The organism is Achromobacter sp. ACM02 (genome assembly GCF_014851605.1).
Classification (GTDB): Bacteria; Pseudomonadota; Gammaproteobacteria; order Burkholderiales; family Burkholderiaceae_B; genus Achromobacter; species Achromobacter aegrifaciens.
Genome location: NZ_JACUZY010000001.1, coordinates 785816 through 810021 on the forward strand (window position 1 = coordinate 785816; position 24206 = coordinate 810021).

The window sequence follows — 24206 nt, forward strand, 5'->3', positions numbered from 1 at the left end:
GCCTCATGACGCTACCTATCCGCCCTCGCCGTTCCGTACTCTATATGCCTGGCGCCAACCCGCGCGCACTGGACAAGGCGCGCAGCCTGGACGCCGACGTCCTGATCCTCGACCTGGAGGATGCCGTCGCGCCGGACGCCAAGGCACAAGCCCGCGAGCAAGTCGCCGCGGCCTTGCGCGCCGGCGGCTATGGGCGCCGCGAATGCGTGGTACGTATCAATGCGCTGGACACGGCCTGGGGCCTGGACGACGTCAGGGCCATCGCCCAGGCGGGCGCGGACGCCGTGCTGCTGCCCAAGGTGCAGTCCGCCGCCGAGCTCGACGCGCTCGCGCGGGCGCTGGACGCGGCGGGCGCGCCAGCCAGCCTGCCCTTGTGGGCCATGGCCGAAACGCCTTTGGGATTTCTGCGTCTGGACGCCATCGCTTCCGGCCACGCGCGGCTGGCGGCCATCGTCGTGGGCACCTCGGACCTGGTAAAGGATCTGCATGCGCGCCACACGCCGTCACGCGAAGAAACCTTGCTGGCGCGCTCGATGGCGGTGATGGCGGCGCGGGCCCACGGCCTGGCGGCGCTGGACGGCGTGCACCTGGACCTGCACGACGACACGGGCCTGGAGGCCGCCTGCAAACAGGGACGCGACCAGGGCTTCGATGGCAAGACGCTCATCCATCCCAGGCAGATAGCGGCAGCCAACGCCGCCTTCGCGCCCTCGGCGGAAGAACTTGCCGCCGCGCGCAAGCGCCTGGACGCCTGGCGCGCCGCGCAGGCCGCCGGCCTGGGCGTGGCCGTGGTCGACGGCGCGCTGGTGGAAAACCTGCATGCGCGCGAAGCGGAACGCGTGCTGGCGCTGGCCGAGGCCATCGCACAAGCCTGGTGACAACAGCGGCGACAGCAGTAATATCGGCTTTCAAATGCATATTGTCGGTAACGCCGGGCCAGGCGCGTGATCGGCGTATCGGGGAGCGGTCGTGACGTTGATCTTGCGCCAAATGTCGATCTCATTCTGCGTGGCGGCGTTGTGGGCCGCCACGGCGGCGGGCTTGCCGGCGCCGGCGCGGGCCCAGGCCGCCAATTTCCATCCCTGCAATTCCCAGCCTTCCCTGCCGATGTGCCTGCATGGCTATGGCAAGCGCATAGCAGTGCAGCGCTGGGGCGCGCAGCCCGACCCGCTGGACCCGGACGCGGCCGTCAACGCCTCGCTGGTCACGCGCGACCCGGCCAAGGAAATCGGCAAGCTCAAATCCAGCACGATCCTGGTGCAGGACATGGACACCTCCGAAGTCCTGTTCGCGCGCAACGAGGACGCCGTGCGGCCCATCGCCTCCATCACCAAGCTCATGGCGGCGCTGACGCTGGTCAAGGCCGGCCTGCCCATGGACGAACTCATCACCATCGACGCCAGCGACACCCGCTCCACCAGCGAGCTGCCTTCGCGCCTGACCGCCGGCACCAAGCTGAGCCGCGCCGATCTGCTGCGCCTGGCGCTGGTCCCGTCCGAGAACAGCGCCGCGCAGGCCCTGGGCCGCACCTATACCGGCGGCACCGCCGCCTTCGTCGCGGCAATGAACGCCGAAGCCCGCGCGCTGGGCATGACCGACTCCAGCTTCGCCGAACCCAGCGGCCTGTCCAACGAAAACCAGTCTTCGGCCAAGGATCTGGTCAAGTTGCTGCAGGCGATTTCCGCGCAGCCGCTCTTGCGGCAATACACCGGCGAGACCAGCTACCAGGCCGCCGGCCAGACCTTCCGCAACACCAACATCCTGGTGGGCCGCCCGCAATGGGACATCCTCGTGTCCAAGACCGGCACCACCCGCGAAGCCGGCGATTGCCTGGTGATGGCGGTCAAGGTCGGCAAGCGCAACCTGGCCATGGTGCTGCTCAACGCGCAGGGCATCAACGGCTCGCGCTTCGGCGACGCGGTTCGCCTGCGCCGGGTGCTCGACAGCCGGTACGCCTCACGCTGATTGACGGCATCGCGCGCCAAGCCCGGTACAATACCGGCCTTTGACGCGGAACGAACGCCCGTTCCGTCCGCCCGCCGCGCCGCCTGAGCGCCCTACTTCCCCGATTATTTTTCATTGCGCCTGGCCGGCGGGAATCCTGCCGCGTCCCCTGTTGCACCATCCATGATCCGCTTCCAACAAGTTTCACTCATGCGCGGCGTCAAGCCCTTGCTCGACAAGGTCGACCTGCTGCTCAACCCCGGCGACAAGATCGGCCTGATCGGCGCCAACGGCGCCGGCAAGTCCAGCCTGTTCGGTCTCTTGCGCGGCACGCTGCACGCGGACCAGGGCGACCTGGACTATCCGGCCAGCTGGCGCATGGCCTATGTGGCGCAGGAAACACCCGCGCTCGACCGCCCGGCCATCGAATACGCCATCGACGGCGACGTGACGCTGCGCAAGCTGGAGGCGGAACTGGCGCAGCTGGAAGCCGAACCGGAAAGCACGGAGAACGGCCTGCGCATGGCCGACATCTACGCCGCGCTGGCCGATGCCGACGCGTACACCGTGCATTCGCGCGCCGAACAGCTGCTGACTGGCCTGGGCTTCACGCAGGCGCAGATGCACCTGCCGTTGACGAGCTTTTCCGGCGGCTGGCGCATGCGCCTGAACCTGGCGCAGGCGCTGATGTGCCCGTCCGACCTGCTGCTGCTGGACGAGCCCACCAACCACCTGGATCTGGACGCCATCATCTGGCTGGAAGACTGGCTCAAGCGCTATCCGGGCACGCTCATCGTCATCTCGCATGACCGCGACTTCCTGGACGGCGTGGTCAACGTCATCGTCCATATCGACGAGCGCAAGCTCAAGCGCTATTCGGGCAACTATTCGTCCTTCGAGCGCCAGCGCGCCGCGCAGCTGGAGCTGGCGCAAGGCATGCTGGAAAAGCAGATGCGCCAACGCTCGCACCTGCAATCCTTCATCGACCGCTTCAAGGCCCAGGCCAGCAAGGCGCGCCAGGCGCAGAGCCGTATCAAGGCGCTGGCCCGCATGGAGGAAGTGGCGCCGCTGCGCGCGGCCGCCGAGTTCTCGTTCGAATTCCGCGAGCCCTTGCGCGCGCCCAACCCGCTCCTGACCATGGACGCGGTCAGCGCCGGGTATCGCGTCGCGGACGAGGAAACGGAAGTCGAGTCCGACAAGATCATCGTGTCGGGCATCAATTTTTCACTGCAGGCGGGACAGCGCATCGGCCTGTTGGGCATCAACGGCGCGGGCAAGTCCACCTTCATCAAGACCATCGCGGGCGAACTTGCAACGCTGGCCGGCGAAGCGCAGTTCAACAAGGGGCTGTCCATCGGCTACTTCGCCCAGCACCAGGTGGAGATGCTGCGCCATGACGAATCGCCGCTATGGCACATGACGAAGATCGCGCCGACCGTGCGCGAGCAGGAGCTGCGCAACTTCCTGGGCAGCTTCAACTTCAACGGCAACATGGCCACCAGCTCCATCGCGCCGTTCTCCGGCGGCGAAAAGGCGCGGCTGGCGCTGGCCCTGATCGTGTGGCAGCGTCCCAATCTGCTGCTGCTGGACGAGCCCACCAACCACCTGGACCTGGAAACCCGCGAAGCGCTGACCACCGCGCTGGCGCAGTTCGAAGGCACGCTGATGCTGGTGTCGCACGACCGCCATCTGCTGCGCGCCACCACCGATGAATTCATCATCGTGGCCGACGGCGAAGTCAGCCCGTTTGACGGCGACCTGGACGACTACAAGGACTGGCTCTACAAGACCAAGCTGGCTGCCAAGGCCGCTTGAAGCCGGGCGCGGGCGGCCTGCCCGCGCCACCTCACGCCAGCGCGCTGGGATAGGGGCTGGTGTCGATGTGTTCCAGCATGCCGTAGGCCAGCCGTTCCAGCAGCCGCGCGCGGTCGGCGGCATGCGCGGGGTCTTCCCACAGGTTGCGCAGCTCGTGCGGGTCCTGATTCAGGTCATAGAGCTCGCCCCAGCGCGCGCCGTCGTAGACCGTGACGCGAAATCCGTCAGCCAGCAGCGTGCGGCAGCGGATGCGGCTGTTGAAGCCCAGTATCACGCGCTGCCCTTCTTCCTCGATCATCAGCGCGTCGCGCACGGCAGCCTCGCTTCCTCCGATGAGGCCTGCCATGTCGCGCCCCTGGATGCCGTTATAGGGCTGCACGCCAGCGCGCGCCAGCACCGTGGGCGCGACGTCGATGGTGCTGAGCAAGGCGTCGCTGGCCGCGCCCGCCGTTCGCGCCGCGGCGGGGTCGCGCCAGATGAACGGCACGCGGGTCAGGCCGCGGTAATGGATGGGCCCCTTCAGCATCAACTGATGGTCGCCCAGGTAATCCCCATGGTCGCTGGTGAAGATCACCACCGTATTGTCGGCCAGCCCCAGCGCGTCGAGTTCGGCCAGCACGCGGCCGATCTGGTTGTCGATGTTGGCGATCGACCCATAGTTCAGCGCCAGCGCTTCGCGAGCCTCGCGCTCGTTGCAGGAAAAGATCGCGGGCGTGTGCTTGACGGCCGTGCCCGCGTCGCGCTGCGCGCGCAGCCAGGCCACGTGCGGCGGCGGCGTACCCTGGCCGTGGAACGACGCGGGCAGCTCCATGTCCTCTGGCTTGTGCAGGTCCCAGAACCGCCCCGGCGGCGTGAAAGGATGGTGCGGATCCGGAAACGAGCATTGCAGGAAGAATGGCTGCCCGGAAGCCGCATAGCCGCGCAACGCCTCGATGCCGCGGTCGGCGATGTAGGCAGTGGGATAGAGTTCTTCCGGCACGCGCGTGCGCCAGGCCTGGCGGATGCGCGTCAGCTCGTATTCCGGCGCGGGAATGGCGTGAGCCGGGCCGATCAGCGCCTCGACCTCGGGATGCTCGCGCCGCAGCCAATGTCGGTAGTGACCGTGCACGTCGTCGCTATGATCGTCGACCAGGTCCACCTGCTCGAAGCCGTAGTACGGATAGCTCAGATCGTGGTCGGGGCGTTCGAGCCACAGCTTGCGCTGCTCCTGGTCGTAGCGGCCGGGGTCGGGCTCGACCGCCTCGCGCGGCAATCTGTCTTCGGCGCGCACCGGCCACGATGGAGGTATGTCCGTCATGTTCTGCAGGTGCACCTTGCCGACCAGCGACGTGCCGTAGCCGGCTTCGCGCATGGCCTCGACGAAGGTGCGGCTGCGGAGCGACAGCGCGATGCCGTTGTGGCGCGCGCCATGCGCGGACGGATAGCGGCCGGTCATCAAACTGGCGCGGTTCGGCATGCAGATGGGCGTGGCCACGTGCATGTTGTCGGCGCGCCACCCCGACTCGGCCAGACGGTCCAGGTTGGGCGTGTGGACCACGCGGTTGCCGTAGGACCCCAAATGGTCGGCGCGGTGCTGGTCGGTAATGAACAGCAGGAAGTTGACGGGCTTCGCAGCGGACGTCATTGCTTCGCTCCCGACATCTCCACGGCGGAACGCCAGGCCGGCATGTCGCGCTTGACCATGTCGCCGAAGGCATCGGGCGTCATGTAGATCGGCACCATGCCCAGCGGCTGCAAGGCCTGCGCGAATGCGCTGTCGGTCAGTACCGCCTCCAGGTCCGCGTTCAGTTTCTTCACCACTGCGGGCGGCGTGCCGGCGGGCGCGAACAGGCCGATCCACGACCGCACGGCGACTCCGGCGGCCACGTCCGAGAACAGCGGCACATCGGGCAGCGCTGCATACTTTTCAGTATTGGCCACGCCCAGCACCTTGACCTTGCCGGATGCGAGGAACGGAATGGCCGGCGCGATGCCGCCTATCATCAGCGGCACGTGGCCCGCGACCAGATCGGCCATCGCTGGCGCGGCGCCCTTATAAGGCGCGTGCACCACGTCCAGGCCGGCGGCGTGCTTCAACTGCTCCATTGCCAGCTGGTGCACCGTGCCCAGGCCGGGCGAGCCATAGGTGTACTTGCCGGGATTGGCCTTGATCAGTTTGACGGCATCCGCCAGCGTCGACGCTGGAAACTCGGCATTGGCCAGCAGCACCACCACGTTGTCCGCCACCAGGCCGACCGGCGCGAAATCGCGCACCGGGTCGTACGGCAGGCTGGAATACAGCGCGCTGTTAATGCCGTGCGTGTTGGTGGTGCCCATCAGCAGCGTATAGCCGTCGGGCGCGGCGCGCGCCACCATGGACGCGGCGATGTTGCCGCCCGCGCCCGGCTTGTTCTCCACTACCAGCGTGTAGCCGCGCGGCTCCAGGCGCTGCGCCAGTTGGCGCGCCAGCACGTCCACCGCACCGCCGGGCGAGAACGGCACCACGATCTGCACCGGCCGCGCCGGGTAGGTATCCGCAGCCGCCGCCGCACTCGCAATGCCACAGGCCCAGCTCGCGGCCAGGGCCATCCAGAACTTCTTCATGAATCGTCTCCATCCCGGCGTCCTTCCCGGCCCAGCCTGGGCAACGCCTGTCTTTCGTAGAGCGGCAAGTATGCCTAGCGCCCGGTGTCGGCGTGAAATGAAATAAACTGAACGATTCATAACCATTTGAATATGTATCGCCCATGCCTGACCGCGCCGGCACCCACCTCAAGCGGCGTCATGCCGAACTGCTGGTCGCACTGGACGACGAACGCCACCTGGGCCGCGCGGCCGAACGCCTGCATATGTCCCAGCCCGCCGCCTCCAAGGCGCTGGCGCAGCTGGAGGAACAGGTGGGCTACGCGCTATTCGAGCGCGGGACCCGGGGCACCCTGCCGACAAATGCCGGAATGGTTATGATCCGCCACGCCCGGCACAGCCTGGGCGCAGCCCAGCGCGTGGCGGCCGAACTGCGGGCCGCCGAAGAACGCGGCGCCAGCCTGCTGCGCCTGGGCACCCTGCCCTCGGCCGCGCCCCATCTGGCGCCGCAACTGATCGCCCATCTGCTGGGCCTGGCGCCGCGGCTGGAAGTGAAACTGGTGGAAGGCGCGCTCGGCGAACTCATGGACAAGCTGGCGCGCGACGAGCTGGACATCGTGCTGGGCCGCCTGGGCAGCCGCCTGCTGCCCGCGGACTGCGAGGTGATCCGCCTGCACGAAGAACCTATCCTGGTGGTGGCGCGCCCCGGCCATCCGCTGGCGGCAAGCGAGGCGCTCGCGGCCGCCGAACTGGCGCGCTGGCCCTGGGTGCTGCCGCTGGAAGCCACCATGATGCGCGAGCGTCTGGACGAGGCTTTCGTGCATGCCGGCGCGCACGCACCAGTTTCCAGTATCCAGTCCAATTCGCTGCTGGCCACCCTGGCCCTGCTGGCCCAGGACGATCGCCTGGCTGCCTTGCCCCAGGCGATTGCGCGCTACTGCGAACGCCAAGGCAGCGTGATCGTGCTGCCGCTGCGGCTGGACGCCAACTTCGGCGCCATCGGCGCCGTGGTCAACCGCAACACGGCCGGCATGCCCGTGGTACAGGCGGCGATGGCGTGGCTGCGCGGCTTGTCGGCAGGCGCGATTCAGACCGCGCCGACCCCAGGCGCCTGATATCCCAGCAGCACGCTGGCGGCTTCGGCCTCGCGCCGTACCGCCTGCGCGATCGGGCCGTCCGCCGAGGCGTCGAATCCGCCCGTCGCGCCCAGCGCAGTCAGCGCGGCGCAGGGGCGGCCGTTGTGGTCCAGGAGCGGCGCCGACACCGCGCTGATGCCCTTTAGATTGGTGTCGCGCACCGTGGCGCAGCCCTCGGCCAGCACCTGGCGGCGCAGGCGGCCGATGGGGTCGGGGGCGTCCAGCAACGCCCGCATGTCGGCGGGCGCACGAGCCAGTTCGGCCTCGGCCAGTGCCCGCACCCGCGCATCGTCCTGCAAGGCCAGGAACACCCGCCCGGTGGCGGACCACAGCATGGACAGCACCGAGCCCATGCGCACGTTGACCGTCACCGGCAGGCCCGGTTCTTCGAAGCGCACGATGGTCGGCCCCTTGTTGCCCATGACCGCGATGAAGCAGGTCACTTCCAGGCCTTCGCGCAGGCGCACCAGGCTGGGCTCGGCCAGGCGGATGGGATCGGCCTGGCGCAGCGCGGCCAGGCCCAGCAGCATCGCTTCCAGTCCCAGGTAGTACTGTTGAGTGGCGGCATCCTGCGCCACCAGGCCCTCTTCCATCAGGCTGACCAGGTAGCGGTGCACTTTGGCGGGGCTTTCGTCCACCTGCGCGGCCAGCAGCGTGAGGCTGGCACGGCCGCCCAGCCGGCCCAACCCCTTCAGCACCGCCATGCCGGTTTCAGCGGCCTGCACGCGCTGGCGCCGTTCGCGCGGCCGGGGCGCGTCGGTAGTCTGGGCGGGGACGGACGAAGGTGCGGGAGTCTGGGTCATGGACGCGGGTTGGGAGCTGCCAGGCGGCTGCGGATGCAGCCCGGAGATTACCCCAATTGAATAATTACGCAATGCGTATATGATTTACGCAATTGTAATCCGGAGCGACGACATGGGCCACCCAACCACCCCTGCAACCCCCGCGCCCGCCAGTACTGGCGGCTGTCCCATCGACCATGCCGCGCTGGCGCGTGCCCAAGGCTGTCCGGTCAGCCCGCGCGCCGCGGAATTCGATCCGTTCGGCGACGGCTACCAGCAGGACCCGCCCGAGTACGTGCGCTGGGCGCGCGAACAGGAACCCGTGTTCTACAGCCCCAAGCTGGGCTATTGGGTGGTCACGCGCTACGACGACATCAAGGCCGTGTTCCGCGACAACCACACCTACAGCCCCTCCATCGCGCTGGAAAAGATCACGCCGACCGGCCCCGAGGCCAACGCAGTGCTGGCCAGCTACGGCTACGCGATGAACCGCACCCTGGTCAACGAGGACGAACCGGCCCACATGCCGCGCCGCCGCGTGCTGATGGATCCGTTCACGCCGGACGAACTCAAGCACCACGAACCCATGGTGCGGCGCCTGACGCGCGAGTATGTGGACCGTTTCATCAACGACGGCCGCGCCGACCTGGTCGACCAGATGCTGTGGGAAGTGCCCTTGACCGTCGCCCTGCACTTCCTGGGCGTGCCCGAGGAGGACATGGATCTGCTGCGCCAGTACTCCATCGCCCACACCGTCAATACCTGGGGCCGGCCCAAGCCGGAAGAACAGGTGGCGGTGGCGCATGCGGTAGGTAATTTCTGGCAACTGGCGGGCAAGATTCTGGACAAGATGCGCCAGGATCCCGATGCCCCGGGCTGGATGCAGTACGGCATCCGCAAGCAGAAGGACCATCCCGAAGTCGTCACCGACTCGTACCTGCATTCGATGATGATGGCCGGCATCGTCGCGGCGCATGAGACCACCGCCAACGCCTCGGCCAACGCCATCAAGCTGCTGCTGCAGCATCCCGACGCCTGGCGCGAACTGTGCGAGGACCCCGGCCTGCTGCCCAACGCGGTCGAGGAATGCCTGCGCCACAACGGCTCGGTCGCGGCCTGGCGCCGCCTGGCCACGCGCGACACCGAGATCGCCGGCGTGGCGATTCCCGCGGGCGCCAAGCTGCTGATCGTGTCCTCGTCGGCCAACCACGACGAACGCCATTTCGCCGACGCCGACTTCTTCGACATCCGCCGCGACAACGCCAGCGACCAGCTGACCTTCGGCTATGGCGCGCACCAGTGCATGGGCAAGAACCTGGCGCGCATGGAAATGCAGATCTTCCTGGAAGAGCTGACCCGCCGCCTGCCGCATATGCGCCTGGCCGAACAGCAGTTCACCTACGTGCCGAACACCTCGTTCCGCGGCCCCGAGCATCTGTGGGTGGAATGGAACCCGGCCGACAACCCCGAGCGCCGCGACGCCGCCCTGCTGGATCAGGTGCAGCCGGTGCGCATCGGCGAGCCCTCGACCCACGCGATCAGCCGCAAGCTGGTGGTGACGCAGGTCACGGCCGCGGCCGACGGCATTGCGCGCATCAGGCTCGAATCGCCTGACGGCAAGCCGCTGCCGCGCTGGACGCCCGGCTCGCACATCGACGTCGAATGCGGCGACACTGGCCTGTCGCGCCAGTACTCGCTCTGCGGCGATCCGGCCGCCGCGAATGCATTGGAGATCGCCGTGCTCAAGGAAACGGCAGGCCGCGGCGGTTCCGCCTGGATCCACCAGCACCTGCGCGCGGGCAGCATCGTGCGCGCACGCGGCCCGCGCAACCATTTCCGCATGGACGAAAGCGCCAAACGTCTGATCCTCATCGCCGGCGGCATCGGCATCACGCCCATCAGCGCCATGGCGCGCCGCGCGCGCGAGCTGGGCCTGGATTACGAACTGCACTACAGCGGACGCTCGCGCGCCTGCATGGCCATGCTGGACGAACTGCTGCAGCTGCATGGCGCGCGCCTGCATCTGCATGTCAGCGAGGAAGGCAGCCGCAACGACTTCGCCGCCCTGCTGTCCCGTCCCGAGGCCGGCGTCCAGATCTACGCCTGCGGCCCCGAGCGCATGCTGGATGCCCTGCAAGCCGCCTGCGCCGCCTGGCCCGAGGACAGCCTGCGCGTGGAGCACTTCCATTCCACGCTCGCCACGCTGGACCCGTCCAAGGAACACGCCTTCGAGGCCGAGCTGAAGGACTCCGGCATCGTCGTGCAAGTGCCTGCCGACCAGACGCTGCTGAGCGCGCTGCGCAGCGCCAACATCGACGTGCAGAGCGATTGCGAGGAAGGTCTCTGCGGCTCCTGCGAGGTGCGCGTGCTGGGCGGCGCGGTCGATCACCGCGACGTGGTGCTGACCCGCGCCGAACGCGAGGCCGGCACCCGCATGATGGCTTGCTGCTCCCGCGCCCAGGGCAAGCGCATCGTGCTGGAGCTGTAGCGGCTGGCGTGCCTGCAATGTCGCGCCCTTGCGCCCGGCGGCGCATGCGCGCATTCATATGCCTGAAGTGCGCCTGAAAGCGGTAGAATTCACCCCTCTGCTCATCACCACATCGTCCCGCTGCAACGCGGGACGACGTTTTTTGACGCGGCCAGTCCCGGGCCTGAAGGCGGGCCCCTTGCGGGCCGGCCCGTGCCGCGGCCGGCCGCGGGGTAATTTCTCAGCGCTCCTAGATGCCGATCAAAGACCAACTATTCCTCGCCAGCCAGTATCTTGCCCCTCACCACCTGGTGTCGCGGCTCTTCGGGTACGCATCCGACTGCCGGGAACCCGCGGTCAAGAACTGGATGATTTCGCGCTTCGTCCGCCGCTATGGCGTGGACATGCGCGAGGCGCTGCAGGAAGACCCGCTGGCCTATGACTGCTTCAACGACTTCTTCACGCGGGCATTGAAAGAAGACGCGCGGCCCCTGGACGACGAGCCGGGCTCGGTGGTGTGTCCGGCCGACGGCGCCATCAGCCAGATGGGCGCTATCGAACATGGCCGCATCTTCCAGGCCAAGGGCCATAGCTACGGCCTGGCCGACCTGCTGGGCGGCGACGCCGAACGCGCGGCCCCGTTCCAGGGCGGCGAATTCGCCACCGTCTATCTGTCGCCCAAGGATTACCACCGCGTGCACATGCCGGTCGCCGGTACCCTGCGCGAAATGATCCACGTACCCGGCCGCCTGTTCTCGGTCAACCCGCTGACCGCCCGCAACGTGCCGCGCCTGTTCGCGCGGAACGAACGCGTGGTCTGCATCTTCGACACCGAGCACGGACCGATGGCCCTGGTGCTGGTGGGCGCCATGATCGTCGCGTCCATCGAGACGGTGTGGGCCGGCCTGGTCACGCCGCACAAGCGCCGCGTGAAAGCCACCCGCTACGACGACGCGGCGCGCGCCCCGATCCACCTGGCCAAGGGCGCGGAAATGGGCCGCTTCAAGCTGGGCTCCACCGCCATCGTGCTGTTCGGTCCCAACCAGATCCGCTGGGCCGACACGCCTGCCGTGCTGGGTCCGGTGCGCATGGGCGAACTGATGGCGCTGCCTGCGTAGTTTTCTCCGCAAATATTCGATTTATTCGAAATTGGATGTCTGGTTTTATTCGCTTTATGCGATGAATCGGCGTTGCTAGATTACGGGCTTTTGCCGGCCCGCCATGACATCCCTGCTCTCGTCCTCCGCCAGTCCCCGCGCCGCCTCGGCCGACCGCCCCTTGCCGCGCGCGCTGGCGCGCATGCTGTCGCTGGACGACTTCGAGGCGGCGGCGAAACGCCGCCTGCCGCGGCCGATCTTCGGCTACGTCGCAGGCGCGGCCGAAGACAACCAGTCCCTGCGCGGCAACCGCAGCGCCTTTGCGCAGTACGCGTTTTCGCCGCGCGTGCTGGTGGACGTGTCGCGCCGCACGCAGCAAACCGAACTCTTCGGCCGCCGCTATGCCTCGCCCTTCGGCATTGCTCCGATGGGCATCAGCGCGCTGTCGGCCTACCGCGGCGACATCGTGCTGGCCCGCGCCGCGCGTGAGCAAGGCATACCCGCCATCCTCAGCGGCACCTCGCTGATCCCGCTGGAAGACGTCATCCGCGCAGCGCCCGGCACCTGGTTCCAGGCCTATCTGCCTGGCGATCCGCAGCGCATCGACGCACTGGTCGAACGCGCCCGCCGCGCCGGCTACGAAACCCTGGTGCTGACGGTGGACATTCCCGTGTCGGCCAACCGCGAGAACAACGTGCGCACCGGCTTCTCCACCCCGCTCAAGCCCAGCCTGCGCCTGGCCTGGGATGGCTTGACGCGGCCGCGCTGGCTGGCCGGCACGTTCATGCGCACGCTGTTGGCCCATGGCATGCCGCATTTCGAGAACTCCTTTGCCACGCGCGGCGCGCCGATCGTGTCGTCGTCGGTGCTGCGCGACTTCAGCGCGCGCGATCACCTCAGCTGGGAACATGTGGCGCGCATCCGCCGCCAATGGCCAGGCACGCTGATCATCAAGGGCATCCTGCATCCGCAGGACGCGGCGCTGGCGCGCCAGCACGGCGCCGACGGCATCATCGTGTCCAACCATGGGGGCCGGCAATTGGACGGCGCGGTCTCGCCGCTGCGCGCCCTGCCCGCCGTCGCCGAGGCCGCCGGCAACATGACCGTGATGATGGACAGCGGCGTGCGCCGCGGCAGCGACGTGCTCAAAGCCCTGGCGCTGGGCGCGAGCTTCGTCTTCGTCGGCCGGCCCTTCAACTATGCGGCCGCAGTCGGCGGCGAGGCCGGCGTATCGCACGCCATCGGCCTGCTGCGCGCCGAGGTCGACCGCAACATGGCGATGCTGGGCATCAACCATGTACAGGAGATGGGACCGGATTTGCTCGTGCGGGAGTATCCGCACCCGGCATAGAATGGCGGTTCCCTTGCCCCGCGCGCCGCTGCTCCCGGCCTGGCGCGCCCCAGAGCCGCCGTGTCCCTACGCCAATCCTCATTCTTCCTGCGCTTCCTGACCCTGGGCGCCCTGGCTCACGTCTACGTGGGCGCCCGCCTGATCCCCGACGCCCAATTGGGCGGAGCGGGTTCCGCCGCCGCCATTCTTGCCTTGCTGCTGTCCTGCATCCTGATCCCGCTGGGGATGCTGGGGCGTTCGTCCGTGCACCCGCCCTGGGGCGACCGCATCGCCTGGGTCGGGCTGTTCGCCATGGGCCTGTTTTCGTCGCTGTTCGTGCTGACGGTGCTGCGCGACGCCCTGCTGCTGGCCGCGTGGCTGGCGGATCTGCTCATCGGCGCCGATCTGCCCTGGATCACGTTGCGCCGGGTCAGCGCCTGGGCTGTGCCCATATTGGCCCTCGCCGGAACATTGGTCGGCCTGTACAACGCCCGCAGGCGGGCGCGCGTGGTCGATGTGGACGTGCCCATCGCCGGCCTCGCGCCCGACCTGGACGGCTTCACCATCGTGCAGATCAGCGACATCCACGTTGGCCCGACCATCAAGAAGCGCTACGTGCAGGCCATCGTCGACGCCGTCAATGAACAGCTGCCGGACATGATTGCGATCACCGGCGACGTGGTCGACGGCAGCGTCGAGCAGCTTTCCGCACAGGCCAGCCCGCTGGGCCAGCTGCGCGCGCCCCATGGGGTCTATCTGGTGACCGGCAACCATGAATACTATTCGGGCGCCACGCCCTGGATCGCCGAGTTCCGCCGCATGGGGCTGCGCGTGCTGATGAACGAGCACGTGGTCATCCACCCCGCCGGCCTGCCCGTGGTGGTGGCGGGCATCACCGACTACAGCGCCGGCTCGTTCGATCCGCAGCATCGCAGCAATCCAAAAGCGGCGCTGGCGGGCGCGCCCGCCGACGCCATGCCCCGGATACTGCTGGCGCACCAGCCGCGCAGCGCGGCGGCGGCCGAGCCACTCGGCTATACCCTGCAACTGTCCGGCCATACGCATGGCGGACAGTTCTTCCCATGGGGTTTCTTCGTGCGCTTCCAGCAGCCCTATACGGCCGGCCTGCATCGCCTGGGCAAGATGTGGATCTACATCAGCCGCGGCACGGGCTACTGGGGACCGCCCAAGCGCCTGGGCGCACCCTCCGAGATCACGCGCCTGCGGCTGCGCGCGGCCTGAACGGCGCGGCTCAGCCGTTGTCCGGCAAGGGCCCGCGTTCCAGATAGCTGGTCAGGGCGATGTCGCTGGTGGTGTTGGTGATGCCGTCGATCTGATGGATGCGGGCCAGCAGCGCCTCCAGCGCCTGCGTATCACGCACGCGCACTTTCAGCAGCATGGCGCTCTTGCCGGTGATGGTGTGGATCTCTTCCACCTCGGTCAGCTCGGCCAGCCCCAGCACCTGCTGCGTAATGGTCCAGTTGTTGGTGTCCACGTGCACGAAGGCCAGCAGCGGCCGGCCGATGCGCGCGCCGTCCAGCTTGGCGGCAATGCCCTTGATCAGACCATCGCGCTTGAGGCGCTTGACCCGTTCATGCACGGCCGGGGCGGAGAGGTTCAGCATTTTGCCCAATTCGGCGTAGCTGGGGGAGGCATCGTCGGCCAGCAGCGTTAACAGCTTTCGGTCGCGGTCATCAAGATCAGGCATTGGAATCAGGTTCTGCCGAACGGCATTCGAACTTTTACGGAATAAGGAAATATAAGCGTTAACCCTTATTTTATTCCAATAAAATTTCGCGATGCAGAACCGTAGCACCCGCAGCGCCCGCCCCGCCTCTTCCGTCCCCGCCCTGATGTTCGCCGTCAGCGTCGTAGGCTCCAACGGCCTGGCGCTCAGTCCCATCCTGAGCGACGTGGCGCGCTCCTTTTCCACCTCGCCGCTGACCATCAGCACCGCCATTTCCGCCTATGGCGCGGCCACGGCCGCCAGCGCTTTCTTCCTGGCCGCGCGCATCGACCGCATCGGCGTACGCCGCTCGCTGCTGGGCGCGATGGCGGTCCTGATCGCCGCGTTGATCCTGTCCGCCTGCGCGCCGCACTGGCTTGTGCTGACGCTGGCGCAAGCCTTGGCGGGCGCCGCGGCGGGCGTCATCCTGCCCGCCGCCTATGGATCTGCCGCGCTGATCGCACCGCCTGGCCAGGAGGCGCGCACCCTGGGACGCGTCATCGCGGGCTGGTCGGTGTCGCTGGTGGCGGGCGTACCGCTGTCCGCGCTCATCTCCGACGCGGTGGGCTGGCGCGCCACCTACGCCACGCTGGCGCTCTGCGCCGCCATTGCCGTGCTCGGGCTACGCAAGCTGCCGGAACGCCGCGCCGGGAATCCCGCGCCGCTGCGCCTGTCGCGCCTGCTGGCGCCGCTGTCCTACCGCGACGTGCCCGCCCTGCTGTTGGGCTGCCTGGCGTTCTCGTCGGCCTTCTATGGCGTCTACGCCTTCCTGGCGGACCACGTGCGCGGCCTGCTCGCGCTGTCTGCAGGACAGGTGGGCTTCATCGCTTTCGCCTACGGAGCGGGGTTCCTGCTGGCGGGGGTGGCTGGCGCGCCGCTGATCGAGCGGCTGGGGCCGCGCCGCGCCCTGCCGTTGGCGCTGGGCGTGATCGCGCTGGTGTATCTGGGGCTGCTGCCGGCCGCGCATGCATTGAGCGCGGTGCTGGCCATCGCCACGCTATGGGGCGCGGCCTCGCAGCTGAGCCTAAACCTGCTGGTGCTGCTGCTGTCGCGCGCCCGGCCCGAAGAGCGCGGCGCGGTGCTGGGGCTGAACACCTGCACCACCTACCTGGGCGCAAGCGTCGGTACCGCGATCGCCGGCACCATCTACACCCACGCGGGATTCGAAGCGCTGGGCCTGGCCGCGGCCTGCGCCCTGGCTGCCGCGGCGGTGGGCCTGCATTGGCGGCTCAATGGCCGGCGCTCGGCGCGCGGCCGGGCGGCTGCCTGAATGCCATAGGCTGGCGGCAGCAACGTCGATCAGTTCCGATACTCCACCGCGCAATCCCTGCCCGACCGCTTGGCTTGATAAAGCGCGAAATCCGCACGGCGCAGCACGTCCGAGGCGGTGGCATCGCCGGGCAGAAAGCCCGCAATGCCGCCGCTGACCGACAGCGTCACCACCGCCCCATCGATATCCGCCGGATGCTGCCGCAGGCTGGTGCGCAGGCGCTCGCAGATCGCGCGCGCCACCGCCGCATCGGCGTCCGCCAGCAGCACCAGGAACTCCTCGCCGCCCAGCCGACCCACGGAATCGCCCTCGCGCAGACAGGCGCGCAGTTGATCGCAGAAATGCCGCAAAGCGATGTCGCCCCCCAGATGTCCATAGCGGTCGTTGACCTGCTTGAAGTAGTCCAGGTCCAGCATCAGCGCGGTGGTCGGACCGCCCGCGCCACGGCGGACGTCGGCCAGGCGCTCTTCCATCCGCTTGAGGATTTCGGCGCGATTCCAGCAGTCGGTCAGGCTATCCACCCGGGCCATGCGCTCCAGGGCGGCTTCCGCACGCCGGCTTTCGGTGACGTCCATGCCCAGGTTCACAACCTTGCCGTCGGGCAGCTTGACGTTGGACCAAAGCACCGACAATTGCTCGCCGTCGCGCGTGCGCGGCTGCCATTCGCGGAACGAGCGGTCGGGCCGCGCGACGACGCTGTCCATCGCACGATCCCGTACGGCCGGATCGGGGTAGAACAGCGCAAAAGGGTTCAGGCTCAGCTTGATCTCGGCTTCGGACCAGCCGAAGCGCCGCGCACAGGCGTCGTTCCACAAGGTGCAGCGGCCGTCCTGGTCGAAGGCGTTGATCAGCACCGGCGCCGACCGGAACAGCGCCCCGAACTGCGCGATGACTTCGTTGAGCCGCGCCAGCTCGCGCTCGCGGGCGGCGGCGTCCAGCACAGCGTGCTGCGCGAAGCTGGCGAGTATCGCTTGCGCGCTGACGTAGGCTGACGCATCGGCCAGTTCGCGCCTGAAGAGGAAAGCGATGTGACCGCAGGCGACCCCGTTCGCGTCGAAAAGCGTACGCGCCACCCAGGCCCGCACGCGGGCTTCGGCCAGCCAGGGATTGTCTTGCGGCGTGTCATGCAGGCAGACATGCGAGGTCTGATCCGCCAGCCGTGCGTGCAAGGCGTCACCCGCGCCCGCGGGACCAGCCGCCAGGCCAGCGCCGCAACTGGCGCTGGCGATCAGGTCCGTCCCGCCGCTGGCGTCCTGCAGCCGCACCCAGGCGTAGTCCACGCCCATGTCCGCGGCCGCGCGGCTGACCAGCGTTTCGAAAAAGCCGGCCTGCGGCCCCGCCGCCAGAATCGCGCTGGCCGCGGCCAGGATGCGGCCGTCATCGACGGGCAGGACCTGGGCATGGGCGGCATCGTCGGGCGATGGAATACGCATGGCGTGGGGCTCGAGAGTAGAGGGCGCGCCCTGCGGCGCAGCCAAGACGGCGCCTCATCTCCGGGCGGGAGGAAAATTGGGGCCAGTATACGAGCTATCCCTGAGCCGAACTGCCAAGAATCGTCAATGCCCAGGCCCCCGCGCCCCGTTACCAGGGAAAGTCGATCAGATCGCCATAAAAGCTGCGCAGCTTGGCCTTCACTTCGGCCGAGTTCTGGTAGATCGAGATGAACTTCAACAGGCGCGGGTCCTGCGCGCCGGCCGGCGTGGCCACCCAGCGGATGGCATAGCGCCGCACATTGGCCGGATCGGTGTTGTCAAAGGCCAGGCCGTCCTTCTCGTTCAAGCCGGCCTGCTTGGCGAAGGTGGTGTACGTGACGGACGCGGTCACGTCGTCGAACGTGCGCGCCGACTGCGAGCCTTCGATCTGCACGAACTTCAGTTTCCTGGGATTGGACACCACGTCTTCCAGCGCGGCCTGGTGCGCCACGCCGGGCTTGAGTTTGATCAGGCCGATGGATTCCAGCAGCAACAGCGCCCGGCCCGTGTTGACCGGGTCGTTCGGCACCGCGATGGTCGCGCCGTCAGGCACGGCGTCGCCCTTCTTCAGCTTTTTGGAAAACAGGCCGATGGTGGTGGAATAGCCGTAGGCGATGGGCTTCAAGTCCGCGCCGCGGCGCTGGTTGAAGAGTTCCAGGAAGGGTTCATGCTGGAAGAAGTTCGCGTCCACCGAGCCATCGGCGACCGCGATGTTGGGCAGCACCCAATCGTTGAACTCCACCAGCTTGACCTCCAGGCCCTCTTTCCTGGCCTGGGCGATGGCGATCTCGGTGGCGGCATTGGCCACGCTGGGGATCACGCCGATGCGCAGCGGCTTGTCCTGCGCCATGGCGGCGGAGGCGCAGGCCAGCGCCAACCCGGCCGCGGCCGCGCAGCGGGTGAATTTCAGTAGCAGTTTGTGCAACAACATGAGAACCATCCAGGTAGGAAAACAGGGCATCGCCCCGCGCAGCCTCTATTGTGCAGCAGCCCGCGGCGTCGCCCGGCAATGGCCTTTGTCACGCAATGGCAATGCCGCGGACCGGATTGCGGCGCTAAGATGGCTGCAATACCTCCTCGGGAGACGCTCATGAGCGCGGTATTGAACAATCAGCCCGGCGCACCTTCCGCCGCCAGCCACCGCGACCGCGTCGAAGACCAGCTCGGCGCGCACAACTACCACCCACTGGATGTGGTCATCGCGCGCGGCAGCGGCGTCTGGCTTTACGACGTGGACGGCCGCAAGTACCTGGATTGCCTGTCGGCCTATTCCGCCGTCAACCAGGGGCACTGCCATCCCGCCATCCTGGCCGCGATGGCCGAGCAGGCGCAGAAGCTCACGCTGACCTCGCGCGCCTTCCGCCACGACCAGATGGCGCCGTTCTATGAAGACCTGGCGCGCCTGACCGGAGCGCACAAGATCCTGCCCATGAACAGCGGCGCGGAAGCCGTGGAAACCGCCATCAAGGCCGTGCGCAAATGGGGCTACGAAGTGCGCGGCGTGCCGGAAAACCAGGCCGAGATCATCGTCTGCGCCAACAACTTCCATGGCCGCACGCTGGGCATCGTGGGCTTCTCTACCGATCCCGACGCCTACGGCCACTATGGGCCGTTCGCGCCGGGGTTCAAGATCGTTCCCTTCGGCGATTACGACGCCTTCGACGCCGCCATCACGCCCAACACCGTGGCATTCCTGGTGGAACCGATACAGGGCGAAGCCGGCGTGGTCCTGCCGCCTGCGGGCTATTTCGCTCGGGTCCGCCAGCGCTGCACCGAACGCGGCATCACGCTGATCCTGGACGAGATCCAGACCGGCCTGGGCCGCACCGGCAAGCTGCTGGCCGAAGAGCACGAAGGCATCGAAGCCGACGTCACCCTGATCGGCAAGGCGCTGTCGGGCGGCTTCTACCCCGTGTCGGCGGTGCTGTCCAACGCCGACGTGCTGGGCGTGTTCCAGCCCGGCCAGCACGGCAGCACCTTCGGCGGCAACCCGTTGGCCTGCGCCATCGCGCGCGCCGCGCTGCGCGTGCTGACCGAGGAAGGCATGATCGAAAACGCGGCCGCCATGGGCGCCTACTTCCTGGACCGCCTGCGCACCCTGCCCGGCCCCGTGCGCGAAGTGCGCGGTCGCGGCCTGATGCTGGCCGTGGAGCTGGAGGCCGATGCCGGCGGCGCGCGCCTGTGGTGCGAACGCCTGCAGGCACGCGGGATGCTGGTCAAGGACACGCACGGCCACACGCTGCGCCTGTCGCCGCCCCTGATCGTGACGCGCGAGCAGATCGACTGGGCCTGCGATCAATTGAGCGCGGTACTATCCGCCACTTGATGCACCCTACCGGAGTCCGCGACTTGCAGAACACCGCCAACCTGCCCCACCACATCACCCTGATCGGCGCGCCCACCGACATCGGCGCCGGCGCGCGCGGCGCGTCCATGGGGCCAGAAGCCCTGCGCGTGGCGGACCTGGGCCCGGTCATCGAGGCCCAGGGCTTCCAGGTGACCGACCGCGGCAACCTCTACGGCCCCGCCAATCCCTGGCTGCCGCCTACGGACGGCTACCGCCACCTGGACGAAGTCGCGGCATGGAACCGTGCGGTGCACGATGCCGTCTACGAGGAATTGAGCCAGGGCCGCTTGCCCATCCTGCTGGGCGGCGACCACTGCCTGGGCATAGGCTCGATCAGCGCGGTCGCGCGCCACTGCCGCGCAGCGGGCAAGAAGCTGCGCGTGCTGTGGCTGGACGCCCATGCCGACTTCAATACCAACGCGCTCACCCCCACGGGCAACATCCACGGCATGCCGGTGGCCTGCCTGTGCGGTTACGGCCCGGCGCAGATCACGGGCCTGTCCGGCCAGACTCCCGACATCGAGCCGGGCTGGGTGCGGCAGATCGGCATCCGTAGCGTGGACCAGGGCGAAAAACGCCTGGTGCATGAGGCCGGCCTGGAAGTCTTCGACATGCGCTACCTCGACGAAATGGGCATGCGCGCCACCATGGAAGCGGCCTTGGCCGGGCTGGACGCCGACACGCACCTGCACGTGAGCTTCGACGTGGACTTCCTGGACCCGGAGATCGCGCCCGGCGTGGGCACCACCGTCCCCGGCGGCCCCACCTACCGCGAGGCCCAGCTATGCATGGAAATGATCGCCGATACCGGCCTCATGCGCTCGCTGGACGTGGTGGAACTGAACCCGGCCTTCGATGTGCGCAACAAGACCGCGGAACTGGCGGTGGACCTCATTGAAAGCCTGTTCGGCAAGTCGACCCTGATGCGCCGCGGTTCCTGAGCCGCTTGCGCGGCCCCTAAGCTTCCCGGCCGAGACGGATCGCTTCCGCCGTCTCGCTCAACAAGCGCAGGTTCTCTGCGCGCCTCTCGGCAACGCGCGACGTGGGTCCCGCCATGCACAGCGCGTACCATTCGCCGCCCAGATCCAGCGCCACCGCCAGCCCGGTCAGGTCCGCCACGCTTTCGCCGGCGTTCTCGGCCCAGCCCCTGGCCGCCGTCCGCTCGATTTCATCCAGCAGCGCCTGGCGCGTGAGCAGCGTGCGATCCGTATAGCGTTCGTACCCGACATCCTCCAGGATGCTCTCGCGCTCGGCCGACCCCAGCCGCGCAAGAATCGCCTTGGCCACGGCGCTGGTATGCAAAGGCCGCCGCACCCCGGGTCGGGTCGCGTAGTGCACCGGGTGCGTGGATTCCGCCATGTCCAGAAATAGCACCGCGCCGTCCTGGATCTTGCCCAGCATCACCGTTTCATTGGCCGCATCGCGCAGCGCGGCAAGCTGCGGACGCACCCGTTCCATCCAGGGGTCGCCCGATTGGATCAGCCCGCACAAGGCGTGCAGCTTGGGCGTGGGGTAGTAACCGGCGCGCCGCCGGACCTCGTACAGATAGCCCCGCGCCACCAGCGTACGCACCAGCGCCAGGCAGCTGGACATGGGCGCGCCCAGGCCTTGCGCCAGTTCGGTCAGCGGCATCGGCCGCCGCTCCTGGGCGAACAGTTCGATCAGTTCCAGCGTTCTTGCGACGAGCTTCACTTCCATGCGTCTACCCCTCGCGCGGCATTCCTCCAGCCGGCGCAAGCGCGCTTCGACTTGGGAAATCCACCATGTTGACTTTTCATATGTGCGAACCTAAATTCTTGCACAAGAATTTTCTTTCACCAATGTGAAATAATTTTCGGCCAGATGGAGAACTGGCGCCCCGCAAGCAGATACACAGCATCCCAACGAGACACCAATAATTCGGCCCTCATCGGGCCGGGAGGCAAGCAGATGCGTATCAAACCCCTGTTGGCGGCGCTGGCCGCCTCGCTGGCCGCCTGCGCGGCCCAAGCCCAAACCGACGTGGTTCGCCTGGGCGTATCCAACGACCGCTCCGGCATCTATTCCGACCTGGGCGGGCTGGGCTCCGAGATGGCCGTGCGCATGGCGGTCGAGGACTTCGGCGGCAAGGTCGCCGGCAAGACCGTCGAAGTCATAGGCGCGGACAACCAGAACAAGGCGGACGTGGCCTCGGCCCTGGTCCGCCGCTGGTTCGACACGCAAGGCCTGGTGGCCGTGGTGGACGGCGGCGCCAGCTCCGCGGGCCTGGCCGCCCAGGGCGTGGCGCGCGAAAAAGGCGGAACCGCCCTCATCAGCGGCGGCTTCGCCGGCGACTTCAGCGGCAAGCAGTGCAGCAATCTCAGCACGCAATGGGCGCCCGACACCTATGCCCTGGCCAATGCCGTGGTCAAGAGCGTGGTCGAAAGCGGCGGCAAGTCCTGGTACTTCATCACCACCGATTATGTCTTCGGCAAATCGCTGGAAGCCAACGCCTCGCGCTTCGTGGACAAGGCCGGCGGCAAGGTGCTGGGCAGCACGCGCCATCCCCTGGGCGCGCTGGATTTCGCTTCGTTCCTGGTGCAGGCGCAATCGTCCAAGGCCGACGTGGTGGGCCTGGCCAGCGCCGGCGGCGACCTGGTCAACCTGATCAAGCAGGCCCAGGAGTTCGGGTTGACCGGGGGCAAGCAGCGCATGCTGACCTTCCTGACCTTCATCAACGACGTGCAGGCGATGGGCCTGCCCGTGGCCCAAGGGCTGACCTTCCCCACCGGTTTCTATTGGGACGCGGACGAAGACACCCGGGCCTGGACCCAGCGCTGGCAGAAAAAGATGGGCGTGACGCGCGCGCCTTCCATCGTGCAGGCCCTGAGCTACGTCGCCACCACCCATTACCTGCAAGCCGCCCAGGCCGCCGGCACCTTCGACGGCGCGACAGTCAACCAGAAGATGCGCGAGTTGCCCATCACCACCAAACTGATCAAGAATGCCCGGGTGCGCCCCGAAGACGGCCGCGTCATCATGGATCTGTATCTGGTCGAAGTGAAGAAGCCCGCCGAATCCAAGTACCCCGGCGACTTCTACCGCATCCTGTCCACGGTGCCGGGCGAAAAGGTCTTCGTGTCCCTGGCGGACAGTGAATGCCCGACCGTGAAGAAATAGCCTTGCCACGCCGCGCCCGCCTCGCGGGCCGGCCGTAAAACCACCCAGGAGGAGACATCCCATGAAGTGCTATTGCGTCGTGAACTTCCGCGAGCCCTTGCAGGAAATGAACCAGCCCACGCCCACGCCGCAAGGGTCGCAGGTGCTGCTGAAGGTGCGCGCGGCTGGCGTTTGCCACAGCGATATCCACTTGTGGGAAGGCGGCTACGACCTGGGCCAGGGCCGCACGCTGTCGTTGAAGGACCGTGGCGTCTCGCTACCGCTCACCATGGGCCATGAAACCGTGGGCGCCGTCGTCTCCGCCGGTCCCGATGCCCAGGGACTGTCGGCCGACCGCAACTACCTGGTGTACCCCTGGATCGGCTGCGGCAACTGCCCGCCTTGCCTGGCCGGCATGGAAAACCATTGCTCCGCGCCCGCCTGCCTGGGCGTGCACCGCGCTGGCGGTTACGCCGACCACATCCTGGTGCCGCACCCGCGCTACCTGATCGACATCGGCGACCTCGATCCCGCGCAGATCGCGCCCTATGCCTGCTCGGGGCTCACCACCTACTCCGCGCTGAAGAAAATTGGCCCGGACATCTACCGTTCGCACCCCGTTGTCATCTTCGGCGCGGGCGGCCTGGGCCTCATGAGCCTGACGCTGATCAAGGCCCTGGGCGGCGCCGGCGCCATCGTCGTCGACATCGACCCCGCCAAGCGCCAGGCCGCGCTGGAAGCCGGCGCGCTCGCCGCCATCGACGGCGCCGCGCCGGACGCCGCGCAGCAGATCATCAAGGCGGCCGGCGGCAAACCCGCGCAGGCCGCCATCGACCTGGTCGGCGCGCCCGCGACTACCTCGCTCGCCTTTGACTTCCTGACCAAGGGCGGCAAGCTGATCATCGTGGGCCTGTTCGGCGGCGCATCGTCGTGGCCCATCGCGCTGATTCCCATGAAAGCCCTGTCCATCATCGGCAGCTACGTCGGCAACCTGACCGAACTGCAGGAACTGATGGAGCTGGTGCGGGCCGGCAAGGTGCCGCCCATGCCCGTGCACCGCCATGCGTTGGCCGAGGCCGACAGCGTGCTGGCATCGCTGCGGGCCGGCAAGGTCGTGGGCCGCGCGGTACTGACGGACTGA

Annotated in this window: 20 protein-coding genes; 13 read left to right on the plus strand and 7 right to left on the minus strand. The window is 67.9% G+C overall.

Going from position 1 to position 24206, the window contains the following annotated elements:
* Positions 1 to 5 precede the first annotated feature (5 nt).
* The 3 genes from IB258_RS03565 to IB258_RS03575 all read left to right on the plus strand — a co-directional run bounded on the left by IB258_RS03565 (position 6) and on the right by IB258_RS03575 (position 3759).
* Positions 6 to 878: a CoA ester lyase gene (locus IB258_RS03565; RefSeq protein ID WP_175160505.1), complete on the plus strand. Its 873-nt coding sequence runs from the start codon at positions 6 to 8 to the stop codon at positions 876 to 878.
* 91 nt (positions 879 to 969) lie between these two features.
* Positions 970 to 1965 carry a serine hydrolase gene (locus IB258_RS03570; RefSeq protein WP_082400980.1) on the plus strand — a complete coding sequence of 332 codons (996 nt, stop codon included), beginning with the start codon at positions 970 to 972 and terminating at the stop codon, positions 1963 to 1965.
* Positions 1966 to 2127: 162 nt separating this feature from the next.
* Complete coding sequence (locus IB258_RS03575) at positions 2128 to 3759, plus strand: ATP-binding cassette domain-containing protein (RefSeq protein ID WP_119451554.1); 1632 nt, start codon at positions 2128 to 2130, stop codon at positions 3757 to 3759.
* Positions 3760 to 3790: 31 nt separating this feature from the next.
* Here IB258_RS03575 and IB258_RS03580 read toward each other — a convergent pair whose 3' ends face one another.
* Both IB258_RS03580 and IB258_RS03585 read right to left on the minus strand, forming a co-directional pair.
* Positions 3791 to 5383: a sulfatase gene (locus IB258_RS03580; protein WP_175213431.1), complete on the minus strand. Its 1593-nt coding sequence runs from the start codon at positions 5381 to 5383 to the stop codon at positions 3791 to 3793.
* Positions 5380 to 6342: a tripartite tricarboxylate transporter substrate binding protein gene (locus tag IB258_RS03585; RefSeq protein WP_192352158.1), complete on the minus strand. Its 963-nt coding sequence runs from the start codon at positions 6340 to 6342 to the stop codon at positions 5380 to 5382. Before IB258_RS03585 ends, IB258_RS03580 begins: the two co-directional genes overlap by 4 nt.
* 143 nt (positions 6343 to 6485) lie before the next feature.
* Here IB258_RS03585 and IB258_RS03590 point away from each other — a divergent pair, with 143 nt between their 5' ends.
* Entirely contained in the window at positions 6486 to 7436 is a 951-nt protein-coding gene (locus IB258_RS03590) for a LysR substrate-binding domain-containing protein (protein ID WP_192352159.1), read from the plus strand.
* On the opposite strand, the gene IB258_RS03595 is transcribed toward IB258_RS03590, so the two are convergent.
* Positions 7409 to 8260 carry an IclR family transcriptional regulator gene (locus tag IB258_RS03595; protein WP_192352160.1) on the minus strand — a complete coding sequence of 284 codons (852 nt, stop codon included), beginning with the start codon at positions 8258 to 8260 and terminating at the stop codon, positions 7409 to 7411. The genes IB258_RS03590 and IB258_RS03595 overlap by 28 nt on opposite strands.
* Before the next feature lie 112 nt (positions 8261 to 8372).
* On the opposite strand from IB258_RS03595, the gene IB258_RS03600 reads away from it, so the two are divergent.
* The 4 genes from IB258_RS03600 to IB258_RS03615 all read left to right on the plus strand — a co-directional run bounded on the left by IB258_RS03600 (position 8373) and on the right by IB258_RS03615 (position 14375).
* On the plus strand, positions 8373 to 10727 hold the full coding sequence (locus IB258_RS03600; protein ID WP_175160490.1) for a cytochrome P450/oxidoreductase: 2355 nt from the start codon (positions 8373 to 8375) through the stop codon (positions 10725 to 10727).
* A gap of 233 nt (positions 10728 to 10960) precedes the next feature.
* Positions 10961 to 11824 carry an archaetidylserine decarboxylase gene (gene asd, locus IB258_RS03605; RefSeq protein WP_054454205.1) on the plus strand — a complete coding sequence of 288 codons (864 nt, stop codon included), beginning with the start codon at positions 10961 to 10963 and terminating at the stop codon, positions 11822 to 11824.
* 103 nt (positions 11825 to 11927) lie between these two features.
* Entirely contained in the window at positions 11928 to 13154 is a 1227-nt protein-coding gene (locus IB258_RS03610; protein ID WP_192327947.1) for an alpha-hydroxy acid oxidase, read from the plus strand.
* Between the two features lie 60 nt (positions 13155 to 13214).
* Positions 13215 to 14375, plus strand: a complete 1161-nt coding sequence (locus IB258_RS03615; RefSeq protein ID WP_192352161.1) for a metallophosphoesterase — start codon at positions 13215 to 13217, stop codon at positions 14373 to 14375.
* A gap of 10 nt (positions 14376 to 14385) precedes the next feature.
* Here IB258_RS03615 and IB258_RS03620 read toward each other — a convergent pair whose 3' ends face one another.
* The gene (locus IB258_RS03620; RefSeq protein WP_054454198.1) at positions 14386 to 14841 is read right to left on the minus strand and encodes an Lrp/AsnC family transcriptional regulator; all 456 of its coding nucleotides are present in this window, start codon (positions 14839 to 14841) and stop codon (positions 14386 to 14388) included.
* A gap of 91 nt (positions 14842 to 14932) precedes the next feature.
* Between IB258_RS03620 and IB258_RS03625 the strand changes: the two genes are divergently transcribed.
* Positions 14933 to 16129 (plus strand): MFS transporter, encoded by a 1197-nt coding sequence (locus IB258_RS03625; RefSeq protein WP_192352162.1) that lies wholly within the window; start codon positions 14933 to 14935, stop codon positions 16127 to 16129.
* A gap of 29 nt (positions 16130 to 16158) precedes the next feature.
* Here IB258_RS03625 and IB258_RS30285 read toward each other — a convergent pair whose 3' ends face one another.
* Positions 16159 to 17562 (minus strand): sensor domain-containing diguanylate cyclase, encoded by a 1404-nt coding sequence (locus IB258_RS30285; RefSeq protein ID WP_225590250.1) that lies wholly within the window; start codon positions 17560 to 17562, stop codon positions 16159 to 16161.
* 148 nt (positions 17563 to 17710) lie between these two features.
* Positions 17711 to 18532 carry a MetQ/NlpA family ABC transporter substrate-binding protein gene (locus IB258_RS03635; protein ID WP_192352163.1) on the minus strand — a complete coding sequence of 274 codons (822 nt, stop codon included), beginning with the start codon at positions 18530 to 18532 and terminating at the stop codon, positions 17711 to 17713.
* A 159-nt stretch (positions 18533 to 18691) separates the two neighbouring features.
* Here IB258_RS03635 and rocD point away from each other — a divergent pair, with 159 nt between their 5' ends.
* Together rocD and rocF are read left to right on the plus strand one after the other, a co-directional pair.
* Positions 18692 to 19927, plus strand: a complete 1236-nt coding sequence (gene rocD, locus IB258_RS03640) for an ornithine--oxo-acid transaminase (RefSeq protein WP_175213438.1) — start codon at positions 18692 to 18694, stop codon at positions 19925 to 19927.
* Positions 19927 to 20889, plus strand: coding sequence for an arginase (gene rocF, locus IB258_RS03645; RefSeq protein ID WP_054454192.1), 963 nt, complete (start codon positions 19927 to 19929; stop codon positions 20887 to 20889). The genes rocD and rocF overlap by 1 nt, the downstream gene beginning before the upstream one ends.
* 16 nt (positions 20890 to 20905) lie before the next feature.
* Here rocF and IB258_RS03650 read toward each other — a convergent pair whose 3' ends face one another.
* Positions 20906 to 21646, minus strand: coding sequence for an IclR family transcriptional regulator (locus tag IB258_RS03650; RefSeq protein ID WP_054454190.1), 741 nt, complete (start codon positions 21644 to 21646; stop codon positions 20906 to 20908).
* A 231-nt stretch (positions 21647 to 21877) separates the two neighbouring features.
* Between IB258_RS03650 and IB258_RS03655 the strand changes: the two genes are divergently transcribed.
* Positions 21878 to 23086, plus strand: a complete 1209-nt coding sequence (locus IB258_RS03655; RefSeq protein ID WP_175160468.1) for an ABC transporter substrate-binding protein — start codon at positions 21878 to 21880, stop codon at positions 23084 to 23086.
* 61 nt (positions 23087 to 23147) lie between these two features.
* Complete coding sequence (locus IB258_RS03660; RefSeq protein WP_054454185.1) at positions 23148 to 24206, plus strand: alcohol dehydrogenase; 1059 nt, start codon at positions 23148 to 23150, stop codon at positions 24204 to 24206.

Bases quoted from the DNA above. Each gene is read 5' to 3' on its own strand.
- rocD (WP_175213438.1), top strand. From the start codon at position 18,692: ATGAGCGCGGTATTGAACAATCAGCCCGGCGCACCTTCCGCCGCCAGC.
- rocF (WP_054454192.1), top strand. From the start codon at position 19,927: ATGCACCCTACCGGAGTCCGCGACTTGCAGAACACCGCCAACCTGCCC.
- IB258_RS03635 (WP_192352163.1), bottom strand. From the start codon at position 18,532: ATGTTGTTGCACAAACTGCTACTGAAATTCACCCGCTGCGCGGCCGCG.
- IB258_RS03650 (WP_054454190.1), bottom strand. From the start codon at position 21,646: ATGGAAGTGAAGCTCGTCGCAAGAACGCTGGAACTGATCGAACTGTTC.
- IB258_RS03620 (WP_054454198.1), bottom strand. From the start codon at position 14,841: ATGCCTGATCTTGATGACCGCGACCGAAAGCTGTTAACGCTGCTGGCC.
- IB258_RS30285 (WP_225590250.1), bottom strand. From the start codon at position 17,562: ATGCGTATTCCATCGCCCGACGATGCCGCCCATGCCCAGGTCCTGCCC.
- IB258_RS03565 (WP_175160505.1), top strand. From the start codon at position 6: ATGACGCTACCTATCCGCCCTCGCCGTTCCGTACTCTATATGCCTGGC.
- IB258_RS03660 (WP_054454185.1), top strand. From the start codon at position 23,148: ATGAAGTGCTATTGCGTCGTGAACTTCCGCGAGCCCTTGCAGGAAATG.
- IB258_RS03600 (WP_175160490.1), top strand. From the start codon at position 8,373: ATGGGCCACCCAACCACCCCTGCAACCCCCGCGCCCGCCAGTACTGGC.
- asd (WP_054454205.1), top strand. From the start codon at position 10,961: ATGCCGATCAAAGACCAACTATTCCTCGCCAGCCAGTATCTTGCCCCT.
- IB258_RS03590 (WP_192352159.1), top strand. From the start codon at position 6,486: ATGCCTGACCGCGCCGGCACCCACCTCAAGCGGCGTCATGCCGAACTG.
- IB258_RS03610 (WP_192327947.1), top strand. From the start codon at position 11,928: ATGACATCCCTGCTCTCGTCCTCCGCCAGTCCCCGCGCCGCCTCGGCC.
- IB258_RS03585 (WP_192352158.1), bottom strand. From the start codon at position 6,342: ATGAAGAAGTTCTGGATGGCCCTGGCCGCGAGCTGGGCCTGTGGCATT.
- IB258_RS03625 (WP_192352162.1), top strand. From the start codon at position 14,933: ATGCAGAACCGTAGCACCCGCAGCGCCCGCCCCGCCTCTTCCGTCCCC.
- IB258_RS03580 (WP_175213431.1), bottom strand. From the start codon at position 5,383: ATGACGTCCGCTGCGAAGCCCGTCAACTTCCTGCTGTTCATTACCGAC.
- IB258_RS03595 (WP_192352160.1), bottom strand. From the start codon at position 8,260: ATGACCCAGACTCCCGCACCTTCGTCCGTCCCCGCCCAGACTACCGAC.
- IB258_RS03575 (WP_119451554.1), top strand. From the start codon at position 2,128: ATGATCCGCTTCCAACAAGTTTCACTCATGCGCGGCGTCAAGCCCTTG.
- IB258_RS03655 (WP_175160468.1), top strand. From the start codon at position 21,878: ATGCGTATCAAACCCCTGTTGGCGGCGCTGGCCGCCTCGCTGGCCGCC.